The 20381-nt window shown below is 72.3% G+C and carries 14 protein-coding genes; 6 read left to right on the top strand and 8 right to left on the bottom strand.

Annotated elements, in window-relative coordinates:
• Positions 1 to 522 precede the first annotated feature (522 nt).
• Complete coding sequence (locus ACIP63_RS32910) at positions 523 to 972, top strand: PTS glucose transporter subunit IIA (protein WP_033304207.1); 450 nt, start codon at positions 523 to 525, stop codon at positions 970 to 972.
• Between the two features lie 76 nt (positions 973 to 1048).
• Positions 1049 to 2719, top strand: a complete 1671-nt coding sequence (gene ptsP, locus ACIP63_RS32905) for a phosphoenolpyruvate--protein phosphotransferase (protein ID WP_104790511.1) — start codon at positions 1049 to 1051, stop codon at positions 2717 to 2719.
• A 69-nt stretch (positions 2720 to 2788) separates the two neighbouring features.
• Here ptsP and ACIP63_RS32900 read toward each other — a convergent pair whose 3' ends face one another.
• Both ACIP63_RS32900 and ACIP63_RS32895 read right to left on the bottom strand, forming a co-directional pair.
• On the bottom strand, positions 2789 to 3703 hold the full coding sequence (locus tag ACIP63_RS32900) for a hypothetical protein (RefSeq protein WP_401523140.1): 915 nt from the start codon (positions 3701 to 3703) through the stop codon (positions 2789 to 2791).
• Positions 3704 to 3782: 79 nt separating this feature from the next.
• A complete protein-coding gene (locus ACIP63_RS32895; protein WP_401523138.1) occupies positions 3783 to 5768 on the bottom strand; it encodes an acetoacetate--CoA ligase in 1986 nt (661 codons plus the stop codon).
• Positions 5769 to 5989: 221 nt separating this feature from the next.
• Between ACIP63_RS32895 and ACIP63_RS32890 the strand changes: the two genes are divergently transcribed.
• Complete coding sequence (locus ACIP63_RS32890; protein WP_401523135.1) at positions 5990 to 8353, top strand: glycoside hydrolase family 31 protein; 2364 nt, start codon at positions 5990 to 5992, stop codon at positions 8351 to 8353.
• On the opposite strand, the gene ACIP63_RS32885 is transcribed toward ACIP63_RS32890, so the two are convergent.
• Positions 8344 to 8841, bottom strand: coding sequence for an NUDIX domain-containing protein (locus ACIP63_RS32885; protein ID WP_401523132.1), 498 nt, complete (start codon positions 8839 to 8841; stop codon positions 8344 to 8346). The genes ACIP63_RS32890 and ACIP63_RS32885 overlap by 10 nt on opposite strands.
• A gap of 61 nt (positions 8842 to 8902) precedes the next feature.
• Here ACIP63_RS32885 and ACIP63_RS32880 point away from each other — a divergent pair, with 61 nt between their 5' ends.
• Positions 8903 to 9709 carry a M15 family metallopeptidase gene (locus ACIP63_RS32880; RefSeq protein WP_401523130.1) on the top strand — a complete coding sequence of 269 codons (807 nt, stop codon included), beginning with the start codon at positions 8903 to 8905 and terminating at the stop codon, positions 9707 to 9709.
• Positions 9710 to 9826: 117 nt separating this feature from the next.
• A complete protein-coding gene (locus ACIP63_RS32875) occupies positions 9827 to 10174 on the top strand; it encodes an Mpo1-like protein (protein ID WP_401523128.1) in 348 nt (115 codons plus the stop codon).
• Positions 10175 to 10337: 163 nt separating this feature from the next.
• Here the strand turns inward: ACIP63_RS32875 and ACIP63_RS32870 are convergent, their stop codons facing one another.
• The 4 genes from ACIP63_RS32870 to ACIP63_RS32855 are packed head-to-tail and all read right to left on the bottom strand — an operon-like array spanning position 10338 to position 14612.
• Positions 10338 to 10943, bottom strand: a complete 606-nt coding sequence (locus ACIP63_RS32870) for a GTP-binding protein (RefSeq protein WP_401523125.1) — start codon at positions 10941 to 10943, stop codon at positions 10338 to 10340.
• Positions 10924 to 11361 carry a DUF742 domain-containing protein gene (locus tag ACIP63_RS32865; RefSeq protein ID WP_401523122.1) on the bottom strand — a complete coding sequence of 146 codons (438 nt, stop codon included), beginning with the start codon at positions 11359 to 11361 and terminating at the stop codon, positions 10924 to 10926. The genes ACIP63_RS32870 and ACIP63_RS32865 overlap by 20 nt, the downstream gene beginning before the upstream one ends.
• Positions 11362 to 11370: 9 nt before the next feature.
• Entirely contained in the window at positions 11371 to 11814 is a 444-nt protein-coding gene (locus tag ACIP63_RS32860; RefSeq protein WP_356712706.1) for a roadblock/LC7 domain-containing protein, read from the bottom strand.
• The gene (locus ACIP63_RS32855; protein ID WP_401523120.1) at positions 11811 to 14612 is read right to left on the bottom strand and encodes a nitrate- and nitrite sensing domain-containing protein; all 2802 of its coding nucleotides are present in this window, start codon (positions 14610 to 14612) and stop codon (positions 11811 to 11813) included. Before ACIP63_RS32855 ends, ACIP63_RS32860 begins: the two co-directional genes overlap by 4 nt.
• A gap of 505 nt (positions 14613 to 15117) precedes the next feature.
• Here ACIP63_RS32855 and ACIP63_RS32850 point away from each other — a divergent pair.
• Positions 15118 to 15603, top strand: coding sequence for a hypothetical protein (locus ACIP63_RS32850; RefSeq protein ID WP_401523117.1), 486 nt, complete (start codon positions 15118 to 15120; stop codon positions 15601 to 15603).
• A gap of 21 nt (positions 15604 to 15624) precedes the next feature.
• On the opposite strand, the gene ACIP63_RS32845 is transcribed toward ACIP63_RS32850, so the two are convergent.
• A complete protein-coding gene (locus ACIP63_RS32845; protein WP_401523114.1) occupies positions 15625 to 20367 on the bottom strand; it encodes a hypothetical protein in 4743 nt (1580 codons plus the stop codon).
• Positions 20368 to 20381 lie beyond the last annotated feature (14 nt).

Raw genomic sequence — 20381 nt, 5'->3', positions numbered from 1 at the left:
TATCTGGCGTTGACTTTTGGCACGCTGTTGAGTTCTCAAGGAACGGACGCTTCCTTCGGTCCCGTTTCACCGGGGCCCTCCGGGCGCTTCCCTTCTGTTCTTGCGTTTCCGACTCTATCAGACTCTTTCGTGTCCGATTCCCGGCCGAAGCGGGTTCCTACTCAATCGCTTTCCAGTTCTTCGCTTTCGCGTTTCCCTTTCCGGCGAGTCCGACTCTATCAGGCCTTTTTCGTTTCTCTGACCGGTGGTCTCGCGAGCATGCGAAAGCACAATCAGAGTGAGAGTCTGGGCTTGGGAGTCGCTGTCCGCCCCCGACTCGAAGTCGTGTGGGGGCCAGGCAGGGATACGACAGTACAGGCCGCCGTGAGGCGAGGCAAATCGTTTCCGGTGCGCCTCCAGGTCGGTCAACCGGTAGCTCTCGGGCGGAACCGGGACTTCATATGACTTACGCTGCTGACCAGTAAGCCGCCCTCCTTCAGTCGTGGCGGTGACATCCGGATCCCCACCTCTGGGAGGCTCTCCATGACCACAGTGACGTCCCCTCTTGCCGGCCGCGCCATCGGACTCACCGCGGTTCCCGACCCCGTGTTCTCCGGAGCGATGGTGGGCCCCGGTACGGCCATCGACCCCGTGCGCGAGCCGTCCGAGGCCGTCTCGCCGGTCGACGGGATCGTCGTCTCCCTTCACCCGCATGCCTTCGTCGTCGTCGACGACCAGGGCCACGGCGTCCTGACCCACCTCGGGATCGACACCGTGCAGCTCAACGGTGAGGGCTTCGAGCTCCTCGTGAACAAGGGGGACACGGTCACCCGCGGTCAGGGCATCGTCCGCTGGGATCCCGCGGGCGTCGAGGCCGCCGGCAAGTCGGCGATCTGCCCGGTCGTGGCCCTGGAGGCCACCGCCGAGTCCCTCTCCGACGTGCGTGAGGACGGCGACGTGAAGGTCGGCGAGACCCTCTTCGGCTGGCAGTGACACCCTCCACTCAGTAATCAGCCAGTTGGGAATCCACCGCGGTGGCGCGACCACCGCACAATCGGAGACGGGTGAAATGGAGACAACGCTGCGAGGCGTCGGCGTGAGTCACGGTGTGGCGATCGGCGAAGTTCGGCACATGGGCACGGCGGTGCTCGAGCCGCCGGCCAAACAGATTCCCGCGGACGAGGCCGAGCGCGAGCAGGGGCGTGCCCGCCAGGCCGTCGAGGCCGTGGCGGCCGACCTGATCGCGCGCGGCAATCTGGCGGGGGGCGAGGCACAGCACGTGCTCGAGGCCCAGGCCATGATGGCGCAGGACCCGGAGCTCATCGCCGACGTCGAGCGTCGTATCGCCGTCGGGAGCACCGCGGAGCGTGGCGTGTACGACGCGTTCGCCGCGTACCGGGCGCTGCTGGCCAACGCCGGGGAGTACCTCGCGGGGCGCGTCGCCGACCTCGACGACGTACGGAACCGGATCGTGGCGCGGCTGCTCGGTGTTCCGATGCCGGGTGTGCCGGACAGTGACGAGCCGTACGTGCTGATCGCGCGTGACCTGGCTCCCGCCGACACGGCTCTGCTCGACCCCACGCTGGTGCTCGGTTTCGTGACGGAGGAGGGCGGGCCGACCAGCCACAGCGCCATTCTCGCGCGGGCGCTCGGTGTGCCTGCCGTCGTGGCTCTCCCCGGAGCGGGTGAGATCGCCGAGGGAACGGTCGTCGCCGTGGACGGCAGCACCGGTGAGATCTTCGTCGAGCCCAGCCAGGAGAAGCGTGCCGAGATGGAGAGCGCCTCGGCGGCCCGTAAGGCGGCGCTGTCGGCGGTGACCGGGCCCGGTGCCACCTCCGACGGTCACAAGGTGCCGCTCCTCGCCAATGTCGGCGGCCCCGGCGATGTTCCCGCGGCGCTGGAAGCCGGTGCCGAGGGCGTCGGACTGTTCCGTACGGAGTTCCTCTTCCTGGACGACAGCAAGCAGGCGCCGTCCGAGGAGAAGCAGATCGCGGCGTACCGCGCGGTGCTCGAGGCGTTCCCCGAGGGGCGTGTCGTGGTGCGGGTGCTCGACGCCGGTGCCGACAAGCCGCTGGACTTCCTGACGCCGGCCGACGAGCCGAACCCCGCGCTGGGCGTGCGCGGGCTGCGCAGTCTGCTGGACCACCCGGATGTGCTGCGGACCCAGCTGACGGCGCTGTCCCGGGCGGCCGAGGGGCTGCCGGTGTACCTCGAGGTCATGGCCCCGATGGTCGCCGACCGTGCCGACGCCAAGGCGTTCGCCGACGCCTGCCGCGAGGCGGGACTGCAGGCGAAGTTCGGGGCGATGGTGGAGATTCCGTCCGCCGCGCTCAGGGCCCGCTCGATCCTGCAGGAGGTGGAGTTCCTCTCGCTGGGTACCAACGACCTGGCGCAGTACACCTTCGCGGCCGACCGCCAGGTGGGAGCCGTGTCGCGGCTCCAGGACCCGTGGCAGCCCGCGCTGCTCGACCTGGTCGCGCTCTCCGCCGAGGCCGCCAGGGCAGAGGGCAAGAGCTGCGGCGTCTGTGGTGAGGCCGCTTCGGACCCGCTGCTGGCGTGTGTGCTGACCGGTCTGGGTGTCACCTCCCTGTCGATGGGCGCCGCGTCCATTCCCTATGTGCGGGCGACGCTGGCGAAGCACACGCTCGCGCAGTGCGAGCGTGCCGCCTCCGCCGCGCGTGCGGCGGACTCCGCCGACGACGCACGGCGTGCGGCGCAGGCGGTGCTGTCGGGCGAGTGATGCCTGCCGCCACGCACGGTCGGATGTGAAGGGGTCCCCGCCGGTTCCGGCGGGGACCCCTTCCGTGTGTCAGCGGTGGGCCTCCGGTTCGTCGGCACCCAGGTCGAAGCCCGCGCAGTACTCGACGCCGGATTCCGGCGACACGGGTTCGCCGGTGTCGGCGTCCGTGCAGTAGGCGCTGAAGACCTCGCCCGCCGTGAGCGGGAGGAGGCTGCCCCGGTTCAGGCGCCAGCCGTGCACCCGGTCCGGCGCGTCGGGGGCCGTGGTGCGCAGTACGACTCCGCCCTGGGTCTCGAGCGCTACCCCCGCGGCGAGCACGGTGGCGAACTCCGCCCCTTCCGACGATGCGAGGCGGGCCGGTCCGTCCGTGTCGCGGGCGGTGTGGAGGACGGCGAGGAGCTGTTCGTTCTCCATGGGGACGCTGCAGACGATGTGATGGGTGCCCGGGCCCGCCGTGTCCAGCAGGCGCATCAGCAGGTGGGACGCCCGGTCGAAGGCGGCCCGCCCGATGTCCTGGCCGCAGTCCGCGCAGTCGCCGAGGCCTGCCAGCAGCATCGTGGCGTACTCCCATGTCGCGCGCCGGACCGCTCGTGAGACGAGCAGCGGGATCAGCGTGTCGATGGGCTGGCCGGTGTAGGCCACGGTGGCGCCGGCCGAGGCGACCTCCGCGACGAAGCGGCTGCGGCTGGTGCGTTCGTCGGGTTCCAGGCCGGACTCGGCGCAGAACTCCGCGTAGTCCTCCGGGTCGAAGAGGGCGACGGTGGTGTGCGTTCCCTGCGCGGCGAGCGTCCGCAGCAGGCCTTCGACCTGCCGCAGGTAGACCGCGTGGTCGTCGAAGGTGAAGCTCCGGTAGTGGCGCATGGCCGCGAAGTCGTCGGGGTCGACCAGGAGGCCGACGGTGCTCGGTGCTTCGCGGCGCAGTGCGCGTCGCATGGATGTTCCGGCACGCTGCCGGCTGCGTTCGGTCTGCTTGATGTGCGCCATGAGTCCCCCTGTGCGCTGTCGATCGATGCTCACTCAGCGTAATCAGGGGGACTGACAACGGTCTGTCCGGTGGCTGGGGTCAGTGGCGGTCGCGGGCGATTTCCTCGTAGAAGCGGAGGAGTTCGAGGTTGTCGACGGAGCCCGGGTTGACCGCCTTTGCAAGGGCCGTGCCCTGGAGGAGGCGCTTGACCGGTACCTCGATGCGTTTGCCGGTGAGGGTGTGCGGGATGCCGGGTACCTCGATGACCTCGTCCGGTACATGACGGGGTGAGAGGTTCTCGCGGATGGTCCGCTTGATGCTGTCGCGGAGTTCGTCGTCGAGCGTGGCTCCCTCGGCGAGGTGGACGAACAGGGGCATCCAGTAGCCGCCGTCCGGCTCTTCGAGGCCGATGACAAGGGACTCGCGGATCTCGGGGAGCCGCTCGACCGCCTCGTAGATGTCGGCGGACCCCATGCGGACTCCCTGCCTGTTGAGGGTGGAGTCGGAGCGGCCGTGGATGATGACCGAGCCGCGGTCGGTGAGGGTGATCCAGTCTCCGTGGCGCCAGACACCGGGGTACGTGTCGAAGTAGCTGTCGTGGTAGCGGCGGCCGTCGGGGTCGTTCCAGAAGCGGACCGGCATGGAGGGCATGGGCGCGGTCACGACGAGTTCGCCGACCTCGCCGGTGAGCGGCTTGCCCGAGGGGTCCCAGGACTGGAGATCGGTGCCCAGGCAGGGGGCCTGCAGCTCGCCGATGTGGACCGGCAGGGTGGGTACCGCGCCCGCGAAGCAGCTGCAGACGTCCGTCCCGCCGCTGACGGAGGCGATCCACAGGTCGGCGCCGGTGTCGCTCAACTCGTCGTGGAGCCAGCGGAAGCCGTCGGGCGGGAGCGGGGAGCCGGTGGTCGCGACGCACTGGACACGGCTGAGGTCGTGGTCGCGGCCCGGATGGACGTCCGCCTTCCGGCAGGCCATGACGTAGGCGGCCGACGTGCCGAAGAGGGTCGCGCCGGTCAGTTCGGCGACACGCCACTGGGCCTGGACGTCCGGATAGCCGGGGCTGCCGTCATAGAGCACGAGGGTGGTGCCGGTGAGCAGGCCGGAGACGAGGAAGTTCCACATCATCCAGCCGGTGGAGGTGTACCAGAAGAAGCGGTCGTCGGGGCCGAGGTCGCAGTGCAGCCCGATCTGCTTGAAGTGTTCGAGGAGGATCCCGCCCTGGGACTGGACGATGGCCTTCGGGAGTCCGGTCGTGCCGGAGGAGTACAGCACCCACAGCGGGTGCTCGAAGGGGACCTGCTCGAAGACCGGTTCGGTGTCGGAGGCGGTGAGCGCCGACCATTCGAGGGTGCCTTCGGGCGCGTCCGTGCCGAGGAGCGGGATGTGGACGACCGCGCGCAGGGTGGGGAGCTCGCTGCGGAGCTCGGCGACGGTGCCCGTGCGGTCGTGCTCCTTGCCGCCGTAACGGTAGCCGTCGACGGTGAACAGGACGACGGGTTCGATCTGCTGGAAGCGGTCCAGGACACTGCGGGCACCGAAGTCGGGGGCGCAGGAGGTCCAGACCGCGCCGACGGCGGCGGTGGCGAGGAACGCGACGACCGCTTGGGGGATGTTGGGGAGGTATCCGCTGACCCTGTCGCCGGGGGTGACGCCGAGGGCGCGGAGTTCGGCGGCGAGCGAGCCGGTCTGGCGCCGGAGTTCGGACCAGCTGACGGAGACCTGGGTGTGGCTCTCGTCGACGTACAGCAGGGCGGGGGTGTCCGCGCGGAGCGGGTCGTCGGCCGTGCGCAGGGCGTGCTCGGCGTAGTTGAGGGTGGCGCCGGGGAACCACTGGGCACCGGGCATGGTGCGGTCGCCGAGGACGGCGTCGTACGGGGTGGAGAAGCGTACGTCGAACCAGTCGGCGACGGCCTCCCAGAAGGTGTCGAGCTGGTCGACCGACCAGCGGTGCAGCGCCGCGTAGCCGCCGTCGGCCGGGGCTCCGTAGCGTCCGGCCGCCCATCGCTGGAAGCGGGTGACGGCCGCCGCCTCGACGCGCTCGGGATCGGGCTGCCAGAGGGGGGCTTCGCCGGCTGCTGAGGTCATGGAGGCTCCCTGGCCTTTCGGGTGTACGCGGGGGTGTGCGTGCGTCGCGCGCACGGGCTGGGGTGTGCGCGTGGACGGCTGTCACGGACGATGCCATGTGATCGTCTTGCGCACCAGGGTCCCTCCGCCATGACCGCGTGTCCGGCTGTGTGGTGAAGCCACAGGTGAACGGAAGCTGAACGGAGCACGCTTCGGCCCGGGCGGATGGCAGGGTGGCCCGCATGGATGGTCGTGACCTGGTGCGCTCGGTGAAAATGGTCGGTTCTGTACAGGGGATGCGTACGGTTCGCTCGGCCTGGCGGCGCCGGCGTGCGGATGCGCGGGCGCTGGCGGCGCGCGGTGCGGAGCGGGCACGGGTGCCGGGGCTTCTGATCGGTGCGGAGCCCGGACCGGGCGGTGGAGTCGTGCGGTTCGCGCGTTCGCAGCTGCGGATCAGGGTGGCGGTGGGGGGTGCGGTGTTCTGGTCCTGGGACGGCGCCGGGCCGTTGCCCTCGTACGCCCTGCCGGGAGACGGGCCGGAGGCCGATACGCGGGCGCGGCTGGAGCCGGACACGAACGGCGGCTGGCAGGTGGTGTCGGAGCGGCTGACGGTCGCCGTGTCGCGGCACGGGGCGCTGGAGTTGCGTACGCCGGGCGGAGTGGTGTTGCGCCGTGAGCTGCCGCCGCGCTGGTGGGAGCCGGTGGAGGGGGGCCCGGCGCGGTGGGTGCAGCGGTCCGAGGTTCCCGCCGACGCCCGCTTCTTCGGGCTGGGCGGCCGGGCCGGCGGTCCGAGGCTGAGGGAGGGGACGTACCGGCTGTGGAACACCGATCCGGGCGGTCGTTTCGGTCCGGGGGACGACCCGCTCTATCTGACGATGCCGGTGCAGGTGGTGGTCTCGGATGCGGGGACCCACCTGGCGTTCCACGACAACTCCTGGGCGGGCCGGGTGACGCTCCGCGAGGGCGAGGAGGGCGCCGGGTCGGGACACGACCGGCCGGGCGCGTGCGAGGTGCGGATGGAGGGCGGCCCGCTCCGCTGCTGGGTGGTGGTGGGTACGCCGGCCAAGGTGCTGCGGAGCTGGACGGCGCTGACGGGGGCGCCCGCGCTGCCGCCGTCGTGGGCACTGGGTCCGCAGCACGCCCGGTGGGGGTTCGGCAGCGAGCAGGAGGTGCGGCGGGTCGTCGCGGGGTACCGGGAGCGGGGGCTGCCCTTGTCGGTGCTGCATCTGGACATCGACCACTACGACGCGCATCAGGTCTTCACGGTCGACCGGGAGCGGTTCCCCGGTCTCCCCCGGCTGGCGAAGGAGCTGCGCGAGGACGGCGTCAGGCTGGTGTCGATCGTCGATCCGGCGGTACGGGCGTCACCGGGCAACGTCGTGTTCGACAGCGGCCTGGAGGTCGGTGCGGAGGGCGCGTTCGTCCGGGACCCGCAGGGCCTTCCGGTGCGGGGTGAGGTGTGGCCGGGCGAGTGCGTCTATCCGGATTTCACCGATCCTCTGGTGCGCGAATGGTGGGGCGCTCTGTACGAGGAGCGGCTCGGCCAGGGGTTCGCCGGGGTGTGGCACGACATGAACGAACCGGTGTCGTTCTCGGCCTTCGGGGATCCGTCGCTCCCCCGCTCGTCCCGGCACTCGCTGGAGGGCCGTGGCGGGGACCACCGGGAGGCCCACAACGTGTACGCCCTGGCGATGGCGAGGGCGGGGTACGAGGCGCTGCGCCGGCTGCGCCCTGAGGAGCGGCCGTTCCTGTTCTCCCGTTCGGGCTGGGCGGGGCTCCAGCGGTACGGCGGCACCTGGTCCGGTGATGTGGCGACGGGGTGGCCGGGGCTCCGGGCCTCGCTGGCCCTGGTGCTGGGGCTCGGGCTCTGCGGGGTGCCGTACTCGGGGCCCGACATCGGCGGGTTCGACGGGTCGCCGTCGCCCGAGCTGTATCTGCGCTGGTTCCAACTGGGCTCGTACATGCCGTTGTTCCGTACGCATGCGGCCATCGACGCGGGGCGCCGGGAGCCGTGGGAATTCGGGCCGGAGGTCCTCACGCACGCCAGGCGTGCGCTGGAGGAGCGGGAGCGGATGCACCCCTACTTCGTGACACTGGCCCAGCTTGCCCTGCTGACAGGTGCGCCGTATGTGCGGCCGGTGTGGTGGGGCGCCCCGGGGGACCGGGAGTTGCGGGACTGCGAGGACGCGTTCCTGCTGGGTGACGCGCTGCTGGTCGCACCGGTGCTGGAGGAGGGCGCGGACCGCAGGCCGGTGCGGCTGCCGCGCGGCCGGTGGTACGACACGGCGACCGGGCAGGCGTACGAGGGCCCGTGCCAGGCGGTGGTGGACGCCCCGCTGTCGCGGATTCCGGTGCTGGCGAGGGCCGGAGCCGTGATCCCGGTGCGGGGCCCGGACGGCGCTCTCGAACTGGAGGTGTGGGCTCCGCCGGCCGGGCGCACCGGGGGCGGGCTGGTCGTGCGGGACGCGGGCGACGGGTGGGAACGCTCCGAGGTCGAGCGCTACACGTCCCGCCTCAGGGCCGGCCGCGTGGTGGTGGAGCGGGACGGTGAGGAGGCACTGGTGCCGTACCCGGTCCGCGTGCGGGGGCTGCCGGCTCAGCCGTAGACCCCGGCGAACCAGGAGCGTACGGCCTGGGTGTGCAGGGGGAAGGCGAGTTCGTCCGGGGTGTGCAGCACGTCGTATCCCGAGGTCTCGTCCGTCGGTGCGGAGGGCGGGAGTTCCCCGGCGGGGCGTGGCGGGAGCAGGCCGAAGAGCAGCAGGTGGCCGTCCGGGGAGCTCAGGGCGTCGGCGAGGCGCACGTCCGTCCCGTCGGCGCGGATGCCGGTCTCCTCGCGCAGTTCGCGTACGACGGCGTGGCGCCAGTCCTCGGTGCCGTCTATGTAGCCGCCGGGCAGTGCGGTCCGGCCCGGGTGCGGGGGGATGGAGCGGGTGATGACCACGAGGCCGGTGCCGTGCGGTCCGGTGACGGGCAGCAGGGCGACGGCTACGGGCAGCGGGTTGCGGTAGGCCGTACGACCGCAGTCCGTGCAGGTGCGGGGCCAGGCGTCGGTGGCGTACGGGGCCCCGCAGCTGCCGCAGTGGGAGTCCTTCACGGGGCGGACTGTATCCGATCACTCTTCTCTTGCGGCTCCGGAGCTGATAGACGGTGTGCCCATGACAGGAACTGCTCGTCTTCTCCGCGCCCTGGCCGTCGCCGGCGCCGCCCTGCTCGCCGTGACCGCCGCTGCCCCGGTGGCGACGGCCGAGCCCGAACCCAAGGCTCCGCCGGAGTTCGTCGACCTGCGCGCCGTCGATCCGACGATCATCACGGAGATGCGCTACACCACCGCGCACAACTTCATGGGAGAGCCCGTGGACGGCTACCGCCGGCCCGTCTGCATCCTGACCCGGCCGGCCGCCCTCGCGCTGCGCACCGCCCAGCGGAGCCTCCTGCGCCAGGGCTACTCGCTCAAGGTGTACGACTGCTACCGGCCGCAGCGCGCCGTGGACCACTTCGTCCGCTGGGCGAAGGATCTCGACGACCAGGCCATGAAGGCGGAGTTCTATCCGATGGTCGACAAGACACGGCTGTTCGAGGACGGTTACATCGCGGAGAAATCCGGTCACAGCCGGGGCAGCACGGTGGACCTCACCCTGGTGAAGCTGCCGGCGCTGCCGACCAGGCCGTACGAGCCCGGCGAGGAGCTGGCCCCGTGCTACGCCCCGAAGGGCGAACGCTTCCCGGACAACTCGGTGGACATGGGGACGGGTTACGACTGTTTCGACACCCTGTCGCACACGGACGACCCGCGGGTGCAGGGAGCGCAGCGCGCCAACCGTCAGTTCCTCAAGGAGACGCTGACCGGCCTGGGGTTCGTGAATCTGGCGGAGGAGTGGTGGCACTTCACCTACAAGCCGGAGCTCTTCCCCGACACGTACTTCGACTTCCCGGTGGCCAGGCGCTCCGTGGCGGGTCACTGACGGGACGGGCGGAGAACGGGCGACCGGGACCACCCCCGTGGGCTCCGGCCGCCCGTTCTTGTTCTCGGACGCGGAACTGCCGTATCCGGTTGCCGGCGGAGCGATTACGGTGCCTTCATGTCACAGCAGACGTTCGGTTCGTATGAAGAGTTCTGGCCCTACTACGTCGCCATGCACTCCAGGGCGGCGACGCGATGGGGCCATCTGAGCGGGACACTGACCGGCCTCGCGGTCACCGCGTACGGCCTGGCGCGCGGCCGGAAGCGCTACGCGCTGGCGTTGCCGCTCATCGGGTACGGCACCGCGTGGCCGGCGCACTTCCTCATCGAGAAGAACAACCCGGCGACGTTCGGACACCCCGCGTGGTCCCTGCGCGGCGACGTGCAGATGATCCGGATGATGCTCGCGGGACGGGACGGCGAACTGGCCGAGACCGCGGCCAAGTGGCTCGCCGAGAACCCGTGAGCCCAGCCTGATCCGAACGAGGGACCCCAGGTGCGCGCGCAGGGTTGACGGGCCGTCACCCCGGGTGAAGACTCCTGTCACGCCCGCTGCCCCCCGCACCGTACGCGCGGTCCGTACCCCGGTCGGCGGGGGTACGGGCCGCGTCACGTGCGGTGCCCGGCCGTCAGGTCCTGGCGGGTTCCCGGAGCCGGTCGGCACGCACCATGGCGTGTTCCACGACCGCCACGAGGACATCCCGGACGGACGCACGGTCACGTGCGTCGCAGAGCAGCACCGGCACCTCGGGGTCGAGGTCGAGTGCCGCCCGGACCGTCTCGGTGGGGAACTGCTCGGCGCCCTCGAAGAGGTTGACGGCGACGGTGAACGGGATTCCCCGGCGCTCGAAGTAGTCGACCGCCGCGAAGCAGTCCTCGAGCCGCCGGGTGTCCGCGAGGACCACGGCGCCGAGGGCACCCTGGGCCAGCTCGTCCCAGAGGAACCAGAAGCGGTCCTGCCCGGGGGTCCCGAACAGGTAGAGGACCAGGTCCTCGCGCAGGGTGATGCGGCCGAAGTCCATGGCCACCGTCGTGGTGTTCTTGCCCTCGACCCCCGCCACGTCGTCGACGGGACGGCCTGCCTCGCTCAGCCTCTCCTCCGTGCGCAGCGGTCTGATCTCGCTGACCGCTCCCACCAGGGTCGTCTTGCCCACACCGAAGCCGCCGGCCACCAGGATCTTCAGGGTGACGGGCTCTACGTGCCGCCTTTTGCGGCTAGAGCGCCCGAAGGCCATTGATCACCTCGCGAAGAAGGCTCTCGTCCGGCAGCTCGGCCGGCGGAACGGGACGGGTGACGTGCACCAGTTCGTCCTCGACGAGGTCACCGACCAGGACACGGACCACCCCGACGGGGAGGTCCAGTCCGGAGGCGAGTTCGGCGATCGACTGGGGCATGTCGCTGCACAGTTCGACGATCTCCACGTGTTCCGGGGAGAGCGTCTGGTCCCTGCCGGGATCGTCGGCCGCCGGTTCGGGGATGACGATCGCGATCAGGTCGAGACGATGACGGGACGCGCTGCTGGTACGCCCCCGGGTCATCGCGTAGGGCCGGACCACCGGACCCGCTTCGGCGTCGTACCAGCGCGAGGGGCCCGCTTCTGCGGGCGCGGGCGGTGATCCGGGCGCGGTGTCCCGGGCGGAGTCTGCGCTCATCCCCTCGCCTCACCCTCCGGCGGGCAGACCGGTGGTCCGGGGGGCGTTGGCCAGGTGCGCCCCGACCCGCTTGACCATGAGGGTCATCTCGTACGCCACCTGCCCGACGTCCGAGTCCGAGTCGGCCAGGACGGCGAGACAGCTGCCGTCGCCCGCGGCTGTGACGAAGAGGAAGGCTTCGTCGAGCTCGACCACGGTCTGGCGGACGCGGCCGGCGTCGAAGTGACGGCCCACGCCCTTGGCGAGGCTGTGGAACCCGGAGGCGACGGCCGCCAGGTGCTCGCTGTCCTCACGGGTCAGGTCCTGGGACGTGCCGGTGGCGAGGCCGTCGCTGGAGAGAACCAGCGCCTTGCGGATGCTCGCGACGCGCTCGACCAGTTCGTCGAGGAGCCAGTTGAGTTCGCCGGAGCCCTGGCGTGAGGAGTTGTGTGCTGCGGCGTTCGGTGCGGTCATCGACCGTCCCCTCCCGGAGTGGTTCCTGGTGCTGCCCCGCCGGGGCCGGTCGCGTCCTCGGCGTTCTGCCGACGGCCGCGCTGCCAGCCTCGTTGAAGCGAAGCCATGCGATTGCGTACTTCGTCCGCATCACGTTCGAGGTCGTCGTCGGTGTATGCGGGAACGTGCCCGGAAGTCCGCCCTGCGGAGTCCTCCCGGAGCTGTGGGGCGAGGTTCGCCTGCCGGACCCTGCGCGGGAGGCCCCCCACCGTGTCCGGCGCGGACGGCCTCGGCGCGGGCCTGAGCCTCGGCGGCGCCTCGTCGGCCGGGGAGGCGCCCCGGCCGGGCTCCGCGGTGACGGCTCCGGCGCCGGAGGTCTCAGGGGGGCCTTCGGTCGTACCGGGGTGCGAGCGGCCCCCGTCGCCGATCCGGCGGTTATGGCCGGTGGCGGGTGTCTGCGGCTTGCGGCGCGGCAGCGGGACGGGGCCGGCGGGATGCATCGGCCGGACGTCCGCCGAGCGGCCGTCCGAGACGTCGAAGGCCTGCTGGTGCTGTTCCCGGTCGGCTTCCCGGCGCAGGTCGCGGGCGCGGAAGATGCCGCCCCGCTCGCTCTCGGTGTCCTCCAGGTCGGATACGCCGTCGAGGACGGGGCCGAGCGCCGGGTCGAGCTCCCGGTCGAGGGCCGGGTCGGTGAACCCGAGTGTGCCCACCGGGCCTTCGAGCTCGACGGGTCCGTCGAGCACCGACGGATCGGTGAGGCCCGTGGGGACCGGGGAGAGGCCGGAGGGCCTGCCCGGGATGCTCTTGTCCGCGACTCCGTCCCTGCGGGCCTTGTCGCTGCCGGGCGCGGTGCTGCCCGGCCGGCCGCTGCCGATCGCCTTCTCGGCGCGCCGGTCGAGGCGGAAGCCGGTGCCGTGCGTGTCGGGTGCGTCGGTGAGCAGCTGCGCCGGGATGAAGACGACCGCGGTCGTCCCTCCGTACGGTGAGATCTGCAACGACACCCTGACGTTCTGCCGCTGGGCGAGCCGGCTGACGACGAAGAGGCCGAGCCTGTCGGTGTCGGAGAGTTCGAAGTCGGGGGTCTCGGCGAGCCTGAGGTTGGCGTCCAGGAGGACTTCCGGGGCCATGCCGAGGCCGCGGTCGTGGATCTCGAGGGTGAAGCCGTTGGCCACGCGTTCGCCGTGGACCTGCACCGCGGTGTGCGGGGGCGAGAACACCGTGGCGTTCTCCAGCAGTTCCGCGATCAGGTGGGTGAGGTCGGCGACGGCCGGGCCGCCCACGCCGATGCGGGGCAGGCGCCGGACCTCGACCCGCTCGTAGTCCTCGACCTCGGCGACCGCCGCGCGCACCACGTCCATCAGCTGGATCGGCTTGCGCCACTGCCGGGACGGGGCCGCACCGGAGAGGATCACGAGACCTTCGGCGTGGCGGCGCATGCGCGTGGTGAGGTGGTCGAGGCGGAAGAGGTCGGCGAGCTCGTCGCTGTTCTCGGTGCGCCGCTCCATGGTGTCCAGGAGTGTCAGCTGGCGGTGCAGCAGCACCTGGTTGCGGCGGGCGAGGTTGACGAAGACCTCGGACACGCCGCGGCGCATGTCCGCCTGTTTGACGGCGGCCTCGACGGCGGCGCGCTGCAGGGTGTTGAGGGCCTGCCCGACCTGGCCTATCTCGTCGCGCTCGTAACTGAGGTGAGGCGCTTCGGTCTCCACGTCCACCTGCTCGCCCGCGGCCAGCCGCCGCATCACGCTGGGGAGCCGCACTCCGGACACCTCGTGCGCGTCCTTGCGCAGCCGGGAGAGGTCGCGGACGAGTTCGCGTCCCACGCGGACGGAGACGAAGACGGACACGAGCAGGGCGACGAATCCCAGGACACCGGCGACGCCCGCCTGGATCAGGACCCGGTAGCCGGCGGGTTCCGCACGGTCCTGGAAGCGGTTGGACATCTCGGTGCCGTCGTTGGCCAGGTGCTCCAGGACGGGTGGGGCCACTTCCTCCCAGCGCGCGGAGTCGATGGTGCCCGGCTTCGTGATCGGGCCCGCGGCGATGAGCCTCTGCTCGGCCGTTCGCAGCGGCTCGGTGTCGGGGCTGCGCCAGTACTGCTCCATGCGGCCGCGCTCGCTCGCCGGGAGGAGTTCGAGGTTGACCTCGTACAGGAGCGTGCGGCTGGCGGCGAGGTCGGAGACGACACGGAGCTCGGGGGCGCCGAGCCGCCCCGCGATGAGGCCCGACGCGATCAGGGCGTCCTCACGGGAGAGCATCTCGCGGGCCCTGGAGATGCCGACCAGGGCCCGGACCTGCTTGTCCATGGACACGTTCTCCATCGTGTGGAGACTGTTCAGGAAGCGGTAGCAGGGGTCGACGAGGCCGTTGTAGAAGTCGAGGGCCCTGGTCCGGTCGATGGTGCGCTTCTCGACGGATCCGCGCAGCGCGTCCAGCCCGTCGACCTCGCCGAGGATCGCGTCGAGCTGGGCCTCGGACTCCGGGCTCAGCTTGTCCCGTACGTCCTTGCTCTTCGCGCTCTGCCTGACCTCGGCCACGACCTCGTCGGTCCGGGCGCGCTCGCGGCGCAGGAGGGGCAGGGCGTCCGAGGCCCGGGGGTCGGCGAGGAAGACGAGTGTCTGGCGGCGTTCGCCCTGCACGGCCCGGATGGTGTCTTCCAGCGGGTGGCCGACCTGCTCCACGATGGCGCTGGCGCCCATCAGCTCACCGGCCTCGCGGCCGGTGACGTAGGTGGCGAAGACCCAGAGACCTGTGAGGGAGGCGAGCGGCACCAGGAGCAACGCCACGATCTTCCTGCGGATGGACTTCCCGCGAAAGCGCATGGCCTCCCCCAGCTCGGCCCCGCACCGCGGGGGTGGTCGTGCCGGGCCCGGTGGTTCCGGTCGCCCGGTCTTCGTGGTTGTTCGGGTGTTCCTGCCGCAGCCCACCGAGCGTCGGCCGGAGTTCCGTCAACAAACGGCGCGAGCCTACTACTGACCTACCGGTAACTCGAAGACGTGTCCGGACGTTTTCAGGCCGCTCTTCCCCGAGTTGCTCACCAGTTGTCCCGGTATTCCCTGCGAAGAAACTCGCGAAAGCGACAGAGAGTCCCTGGCCGAAGGCGGTGCATCCACACAAGGCAGTTGGCTGGAATTCTTCCTTCCGTGACCTTTCGGGGCTGGTTGCCGCCCCCGGCGGGAATCTTCACGCCCTGGCATTCGTCCACATGTACGGGGCAGAAGAACCTCACGGGGGTACGTGCGACAGGCAAGCGGCTCCGCCCGCGTAAAAGGGGCGCAAGCCGGGCAGCCACCCTTGAGTCGGACAGTGGTGGGGAGTTGAAGGTCCTTGGACACGGAGGAGCGCCGGGGCGCGGCGGCATCGTCGGCGACCCCGGCAATGGCGGGCCCGGCAGCGACGGGAGGGGCTCCCGCCGGTGCCCACATCCCCCGGCAGCTGTGGGTGGACGAACCCGCGGTCCGGCGGAGGATGCCGGATCCGGTGCGGACGGCGGCCGTGCGCGCCGTCCTCATCATGTCGCTGACGATCATTCTGGCCATGGTGGCCTTCCTGTGCACGCTGGCCGGGTCCTGGCTCGCCTTCCCGATGGTGCTCACCGGTGTGGCGGGCACGGTGGTGGCGACGTGGTCGGTGCTGGACGTGTGGGTGACCCGGCAGGTGTGGAACCAGCGCCACGGAGTGGTGTCCGTCCCCAGCAGCACGGCGCGCCACATGCGCCGGGAGCGCCGCGCCGCCAGGCGCGCGGCACGGTCCCGGGCCCGCAGGGAGGCCCGGATACGACGCCGGGGCGAAGGCAGGCTCTCCCGGGCCTGACCGCCTGCGTCCCGGCCTCTCCTACCGCTTGTCCGTGGTCTGCTGTGCGGGCTCCGTGCGCGGGTCCGTCATCTCCGTACGCATCTCCGGGACCGCCGAGGCTCCCACGGGGCTGGTGGCCTCTCCGCTCCGCTTGAACATGCGGGTCGCGGTGATCTCGCCGTGGACGGTCTCACCGGCGGGGTCCTGCTGGGGAAGCCCCGGCCTGAGGTGCTCCTCGACACTGATGTACTTCAGCCCCGCCCGCAGGTCCGCGTCGTTGCGGAGGCGGATGACGAGCGGGAATTCGGCGAGCGCCGTCGTGTCGAACAGCCCGGTGGTGTAGAGCAGTTGGACTCCGAGTGCATCGGAGACCGCGCGCTGCAGCTCCAGGAGATACGTCGCGTTGGCGCGCCCGATGGGGTTGTCGAGGAAGAGCGTGCCCGCGTGCCGGTGCCGGTCGCGGCCCCTGTCGTTGCTGCGCAGGGCCGCCATCGTGCAGTACAGCGCGATGGCGGCGGTGAGCAGCTGGCCGCCGGAGAAGACGTCGCCCATCTGTCCGACGGGGACACGCTCTGCGCGCAGCACCGCGTCCGGCTTGAGGATCTCCACCGCGATGCCCTTGGGCTGCAGGGCGGCCTGCACCCCGCGCAGCAGGAGGGACATGCCGTCCCTGCGCAGGTCGGAGTTCTTCTTGAGGGCCGCGTGCGTGGCCTCGTCGATGACCTCGCCGAGCCTCTCGGTGAGCGTGGCCTGGTCGGGTTCCTCGAAACGGATCCGGAGGAACTCCTGGCCGGACCACTCCCCCAGCCCCTCGGGCAGCTGGGAGAGCCGCTGGGCCGAGCGGAGCGTCGTGAGGGCCGATTCCACGAGGCCTCGGAGCCGGTCGACGATGGAGTCGCGGTTGCGCTCCAGCTGGACCAGCTCGTCGGTGAGCACGCGCAGCCTGGGCGCGAAGGCCGCGGCCCACTTCTCGGCGTGGTCGGGCAGGGCGGCTGCCGGGAGTTCCCGGATCTGCTGCCGGGCCGGGGTGCGGACCTGTTCGTAGCGAGTGGAGTTGGCGTGCCGTACGAGGACGTCGCTCGCCTCGCGTACGGAACTCTCCGCGGCCGACAGGTCGGTGGAGCAGCCGCGCAGTGAGCGCCGCGCCTCGGCGGCGGACTGCCTGGCCTCCTCCAGCGTGCCCGGATACGGGTCGGGGGACTCGGTCTCGTCCTCCGTGCCGTGGTCCCTGAGCAGGTCACGCAGAAGGGCGGCGGTCTCGTCGAAGCCGCTCGCGGAGTCCTCGGCGGTGCGGTGGGCCCGCAACAGCTCGGCGTGGGCGGCACGCGCGGTGTCCAGCGCCTCGGTGGCGGAGGCGAGTTCGGCCGTCGCCGTACGGAGCAGTGCCTGGGCCTGGTCGGCGTCGGCCGGGGCCAGGTCGGCGGGGAGCTCCGTGTGGTGCGGTGCCTCGTCGGCGGGGGCGAGCCGTTCGGCTTCGCCGCGCAGCCGGCCGAGCTGCTCGCTGGCCGTGGAAGCCCGGGTCTCCAGGAGCTGGACGTGGGACTCGGCGCGGGCGGCGGCCGCCTGCCGGGAGGGCCCGTCGGCTCCGTCGGTGCCTTCGAGGAGCTGGGCGGCGCGGGTGCGGACCTTGTTGGTGAGGCGGTCGAGTTCGGCGAGGGCCGCGCTCTCGTCGCTCTCGGCGCGCGCCTGCTCGGCGCGCAGGTCGGCCCCGACACCCACCTTCTCGTACAGCCTTGAGGCCGCCCGGTACGCCTCGCGCAGGGCGGGCAGGGAGGTGCGCGCGCCGGCGGCGTCGGGCTCCGGGAGCGTTTCCGGGGCGCCCGCGATCTCCGCCCGCTCCGCGCGCAGGGCACGGGCGGTGCGGTGGGCGTCGTCCGCGGCGCGCTGGGCGGCCCGGCGGTCCTCGTCGGCGGCGCGTGCCCGCTCGAGGCAGGCCGTGGCGCGTGCCTCCGATTCGGCTGCCTCGTCGGTGAGTTCGCGCAGCCGCGCCTGCCAGCCCGCGCGGTCCCGCAGACGGTGGGCGAGGCCGGCGAGCGCGTCGGCGGTGCGGCGGGCCCGCTGGGCCGCCTCCTGCCGCTCGTCGCGGACGCGCGCGGCGTCGGCGGCGGCCTCGTCCGCCTCGGCACGCACCGTACGGGCCTCCGCGAGTGCGGCCTCCGCCGTCTCCGCGGCGGCGCGGGCGGTGCGGGCGGCGTCGCCGAGCTCGGCGAGCATCCCGGGCGGGCAGTCGGCACGCCAGGAGCCGATACGGGCGGCGAGGGCGCGGTCGGCGGCGAGCCGGGCCGCGAGCGACCTGATGTCCTCGTCGCGCGCCGCGGCCCGGGCGCGGAGCGCCTGGCGCTCTTCGTCCGCGGCGTGCTCGTCGTGCATCGCAGGGTTCGGCGGGACGAGGAACACGTCGTCGGTGCCGGCGCCCGCACCGCCGGGCGCGGGTACGGGTGCGAGGAGCGCCGCGGTGGTGCCCACGGCGACGGCCGACCGGGGCAGCAGGGCGGCGGCGGCCAGGACTTCGCGGGCGCGGGTGTGCGCGTCCGGGTCGGTGATGACGACACCGTCGACGAGCTCGGGACGCGCCGCCAGGACCGCGGCGTGGTCGGCGGGGTCCACGGCCTGGGCGAGGTAGCGCCAGCCGGGCAGGGCCGGGATGCCGTGCTCACCGAGGTACTCGACGGTGGTGAGGACGTCGGGCCCGGGCGGCAGCAGCCCGCCGTCCCCGAGGGCGCCGAGGATGCGGGAGTCGTCGGCGGCGGCGGTACGCAGGTCGAAGAGCCGTCGTTCGGCGGCGGAGACGCCCTGGTCGAGGAGTTCTCTCAGCTCGTCCGCGGCGCCGTCGAACTCCTCGGCCGTGAGGGACTGCGCGTCCCCTCCGACGGCCTCGTCGTTCCCGTCCGTTCCCTCGGCGGCGCTGCGGGGACGCGGGACACCGGCGCCGGCGGCCGTCGGGAGACCCAGCAGGTCGGCGAGGCGGTGGTCGGCCGCGATCGACTCGGCGGCCCTGCGCTCGGCCTCGTAGGACTGCTCGGCGGCCTGTGCGCCGTCGGCCGCACGGGCCGCGGCGAGCTCGGTGCGGCTCTCGGCCGCCGCGGCTTCCCGGGCCTGGTCGGCGGTGGCCCTGGCCGCTTCGCGCGCGGTGTCCCAGGCGGCGACCGCGCTCTTCTCGGCGTCGTTCGCCGCGAGGGCCGCGCGGGCCGGGTCGGCGTCCGGGGCGGTGTCGTCCAGCCAGCCCGCGCGTACGGCTTCCGCGGTCTCCTGTTCGACCTCGGCGAGGCGCTGGCGCAGGTGTCCGGCCTCGCTGCGGGCGCGCTGGGCCTCGGTCGCGGCGGTGGTGGCGTCCCGGTGCGCCGTCTCCCCGGTGGACTGAAGGGTCGCTGAGCGCTCCTCCTCCTCGTCCGCCACCCGCTCCCCCGCCTCCGCGGCGGTGTGCAGGGCCCGTACGAGGTCGGCGGCGGCCGTGGCACGTGCGGCCAGGGCGGGGGCCGCGTCGCGCTCCGCCTCACGGATGGCGACGGCGACGCGTGCCGAGCGGTCGGCGGCGGCGCGGTGGCGCAGGACGGCTTCGGCGGCCTGCCAGGCGGAGTGCAGGGTGCGTGCCTCGACCAGCTCGCGGCGCTGCGCCGCGGCGCTCTTCTCGGCGGCGGTGAGGGCCAGGGACGCGTGCCGGTAGGCCAGTTCGGCCGCGATCAGGTCCCGGCGGCCGCGGGCCGCTTCGGCCTCGGTGACGGTGTGGGCGGCGTCCGCGACCTGCTGGGCGAGCTCGGCGGTGCGGCCCCGCTCCTCGGCGGCGCGCCCGGAGAGCCTGCGGGCGAGCGTGCGGGTGCGGCGTTCGGCACCGGCGTGGACGTCGCGGCTGCGGGCCCTGGTCGCGGTGGCGTCGACGATCCGGCCGAGCAGCTCGACCGAACCGGCGGTGAAGTCGCGTTCCGCGGTGAGTTCGGCGCGGCGGCCCAGCTTGTTGCCGAAACCGCTGACGAGGTCGGCGAGGCCGTCGGTGTCACGGGTGTCGGTGACGGCCCGGAGCAGCAGGTCGGTGAAGTCGGAGTCCTTCTTGACCGCGAAGAGTCCCGCGGCCTCGCCCTCGTCGGCGTTCATCTCCCGCTGGTAGCGGAAGAGTTCGGGGTCGAGTCCGAGGTCACCGAGGTGTTCGTTCCATCGGTCGTGGATCTCTTCCCAGTGCACGTCAAGGTGCGGGTAGAACTTGCCTGCGTCCGTGAGCGCGTCGCGGAACCCCTTCATCGTGCGGCGTCGGCCGCGGGCGTTCGAGACGCCTTCGGCGGGGCGGCCCACCGAGCTGGCCTCGGCCACGGGCAGGCTGTCGAGGCTGAGTCCGGGACCGGGGCGGAAGGAGTACCAGGCCTCGGCGAACTTACGGGGGTCGTTGGAGACCTGGCGGCCACGCCATTCGCTGACCTTGCCGACGACGACGCACTCGCCGGTCAGGGTGTGCTGCCACTCCAGGGCGACGTGTCCGCAGTCGTCGGCGAGCAGGAACTTGCGCAGGACGCCGGAGCTGGCGCCGCCCAGGGTGTTGCGGTGGCCCGGCAGCATCACCGAGAAGATCAGCTTGAGCAGGACGGACTTGCCGCCGCCGTTCTCCAGGAAGAGCACACCGGCGGGGGCCGGGCGGCGCGGGGGGCCGACGGGCTCGTCCTCGAAGAACTCCGCCTGGGCCGGCGCGGGCCTGGGCACGGGCTCGCCGACTCCGCGCAGGTCGAGCACGGTGTCGGCGTAGCGCGCACCGGCGGGCCCGATGGAGTAGAGGCGGACCCGGGACAACTCGTACATGGCGGCGGACTCTC

The organism is Streptomyces sp. NPDC088746, from assembly GCF_044751065.1.
In the GTDB taxonomy this organism is placed as follows: domain Bacteria; phylum Actinomycetota; class Actinomycetes; order Streptomycetales; family Streptomycetaceae; genus Streptomyces.
The sequence above is the reverse complement of the archived record's forward strand: the minus strand, read 5'-3'. Positions and strand labels throughout refer to the sequence as shown.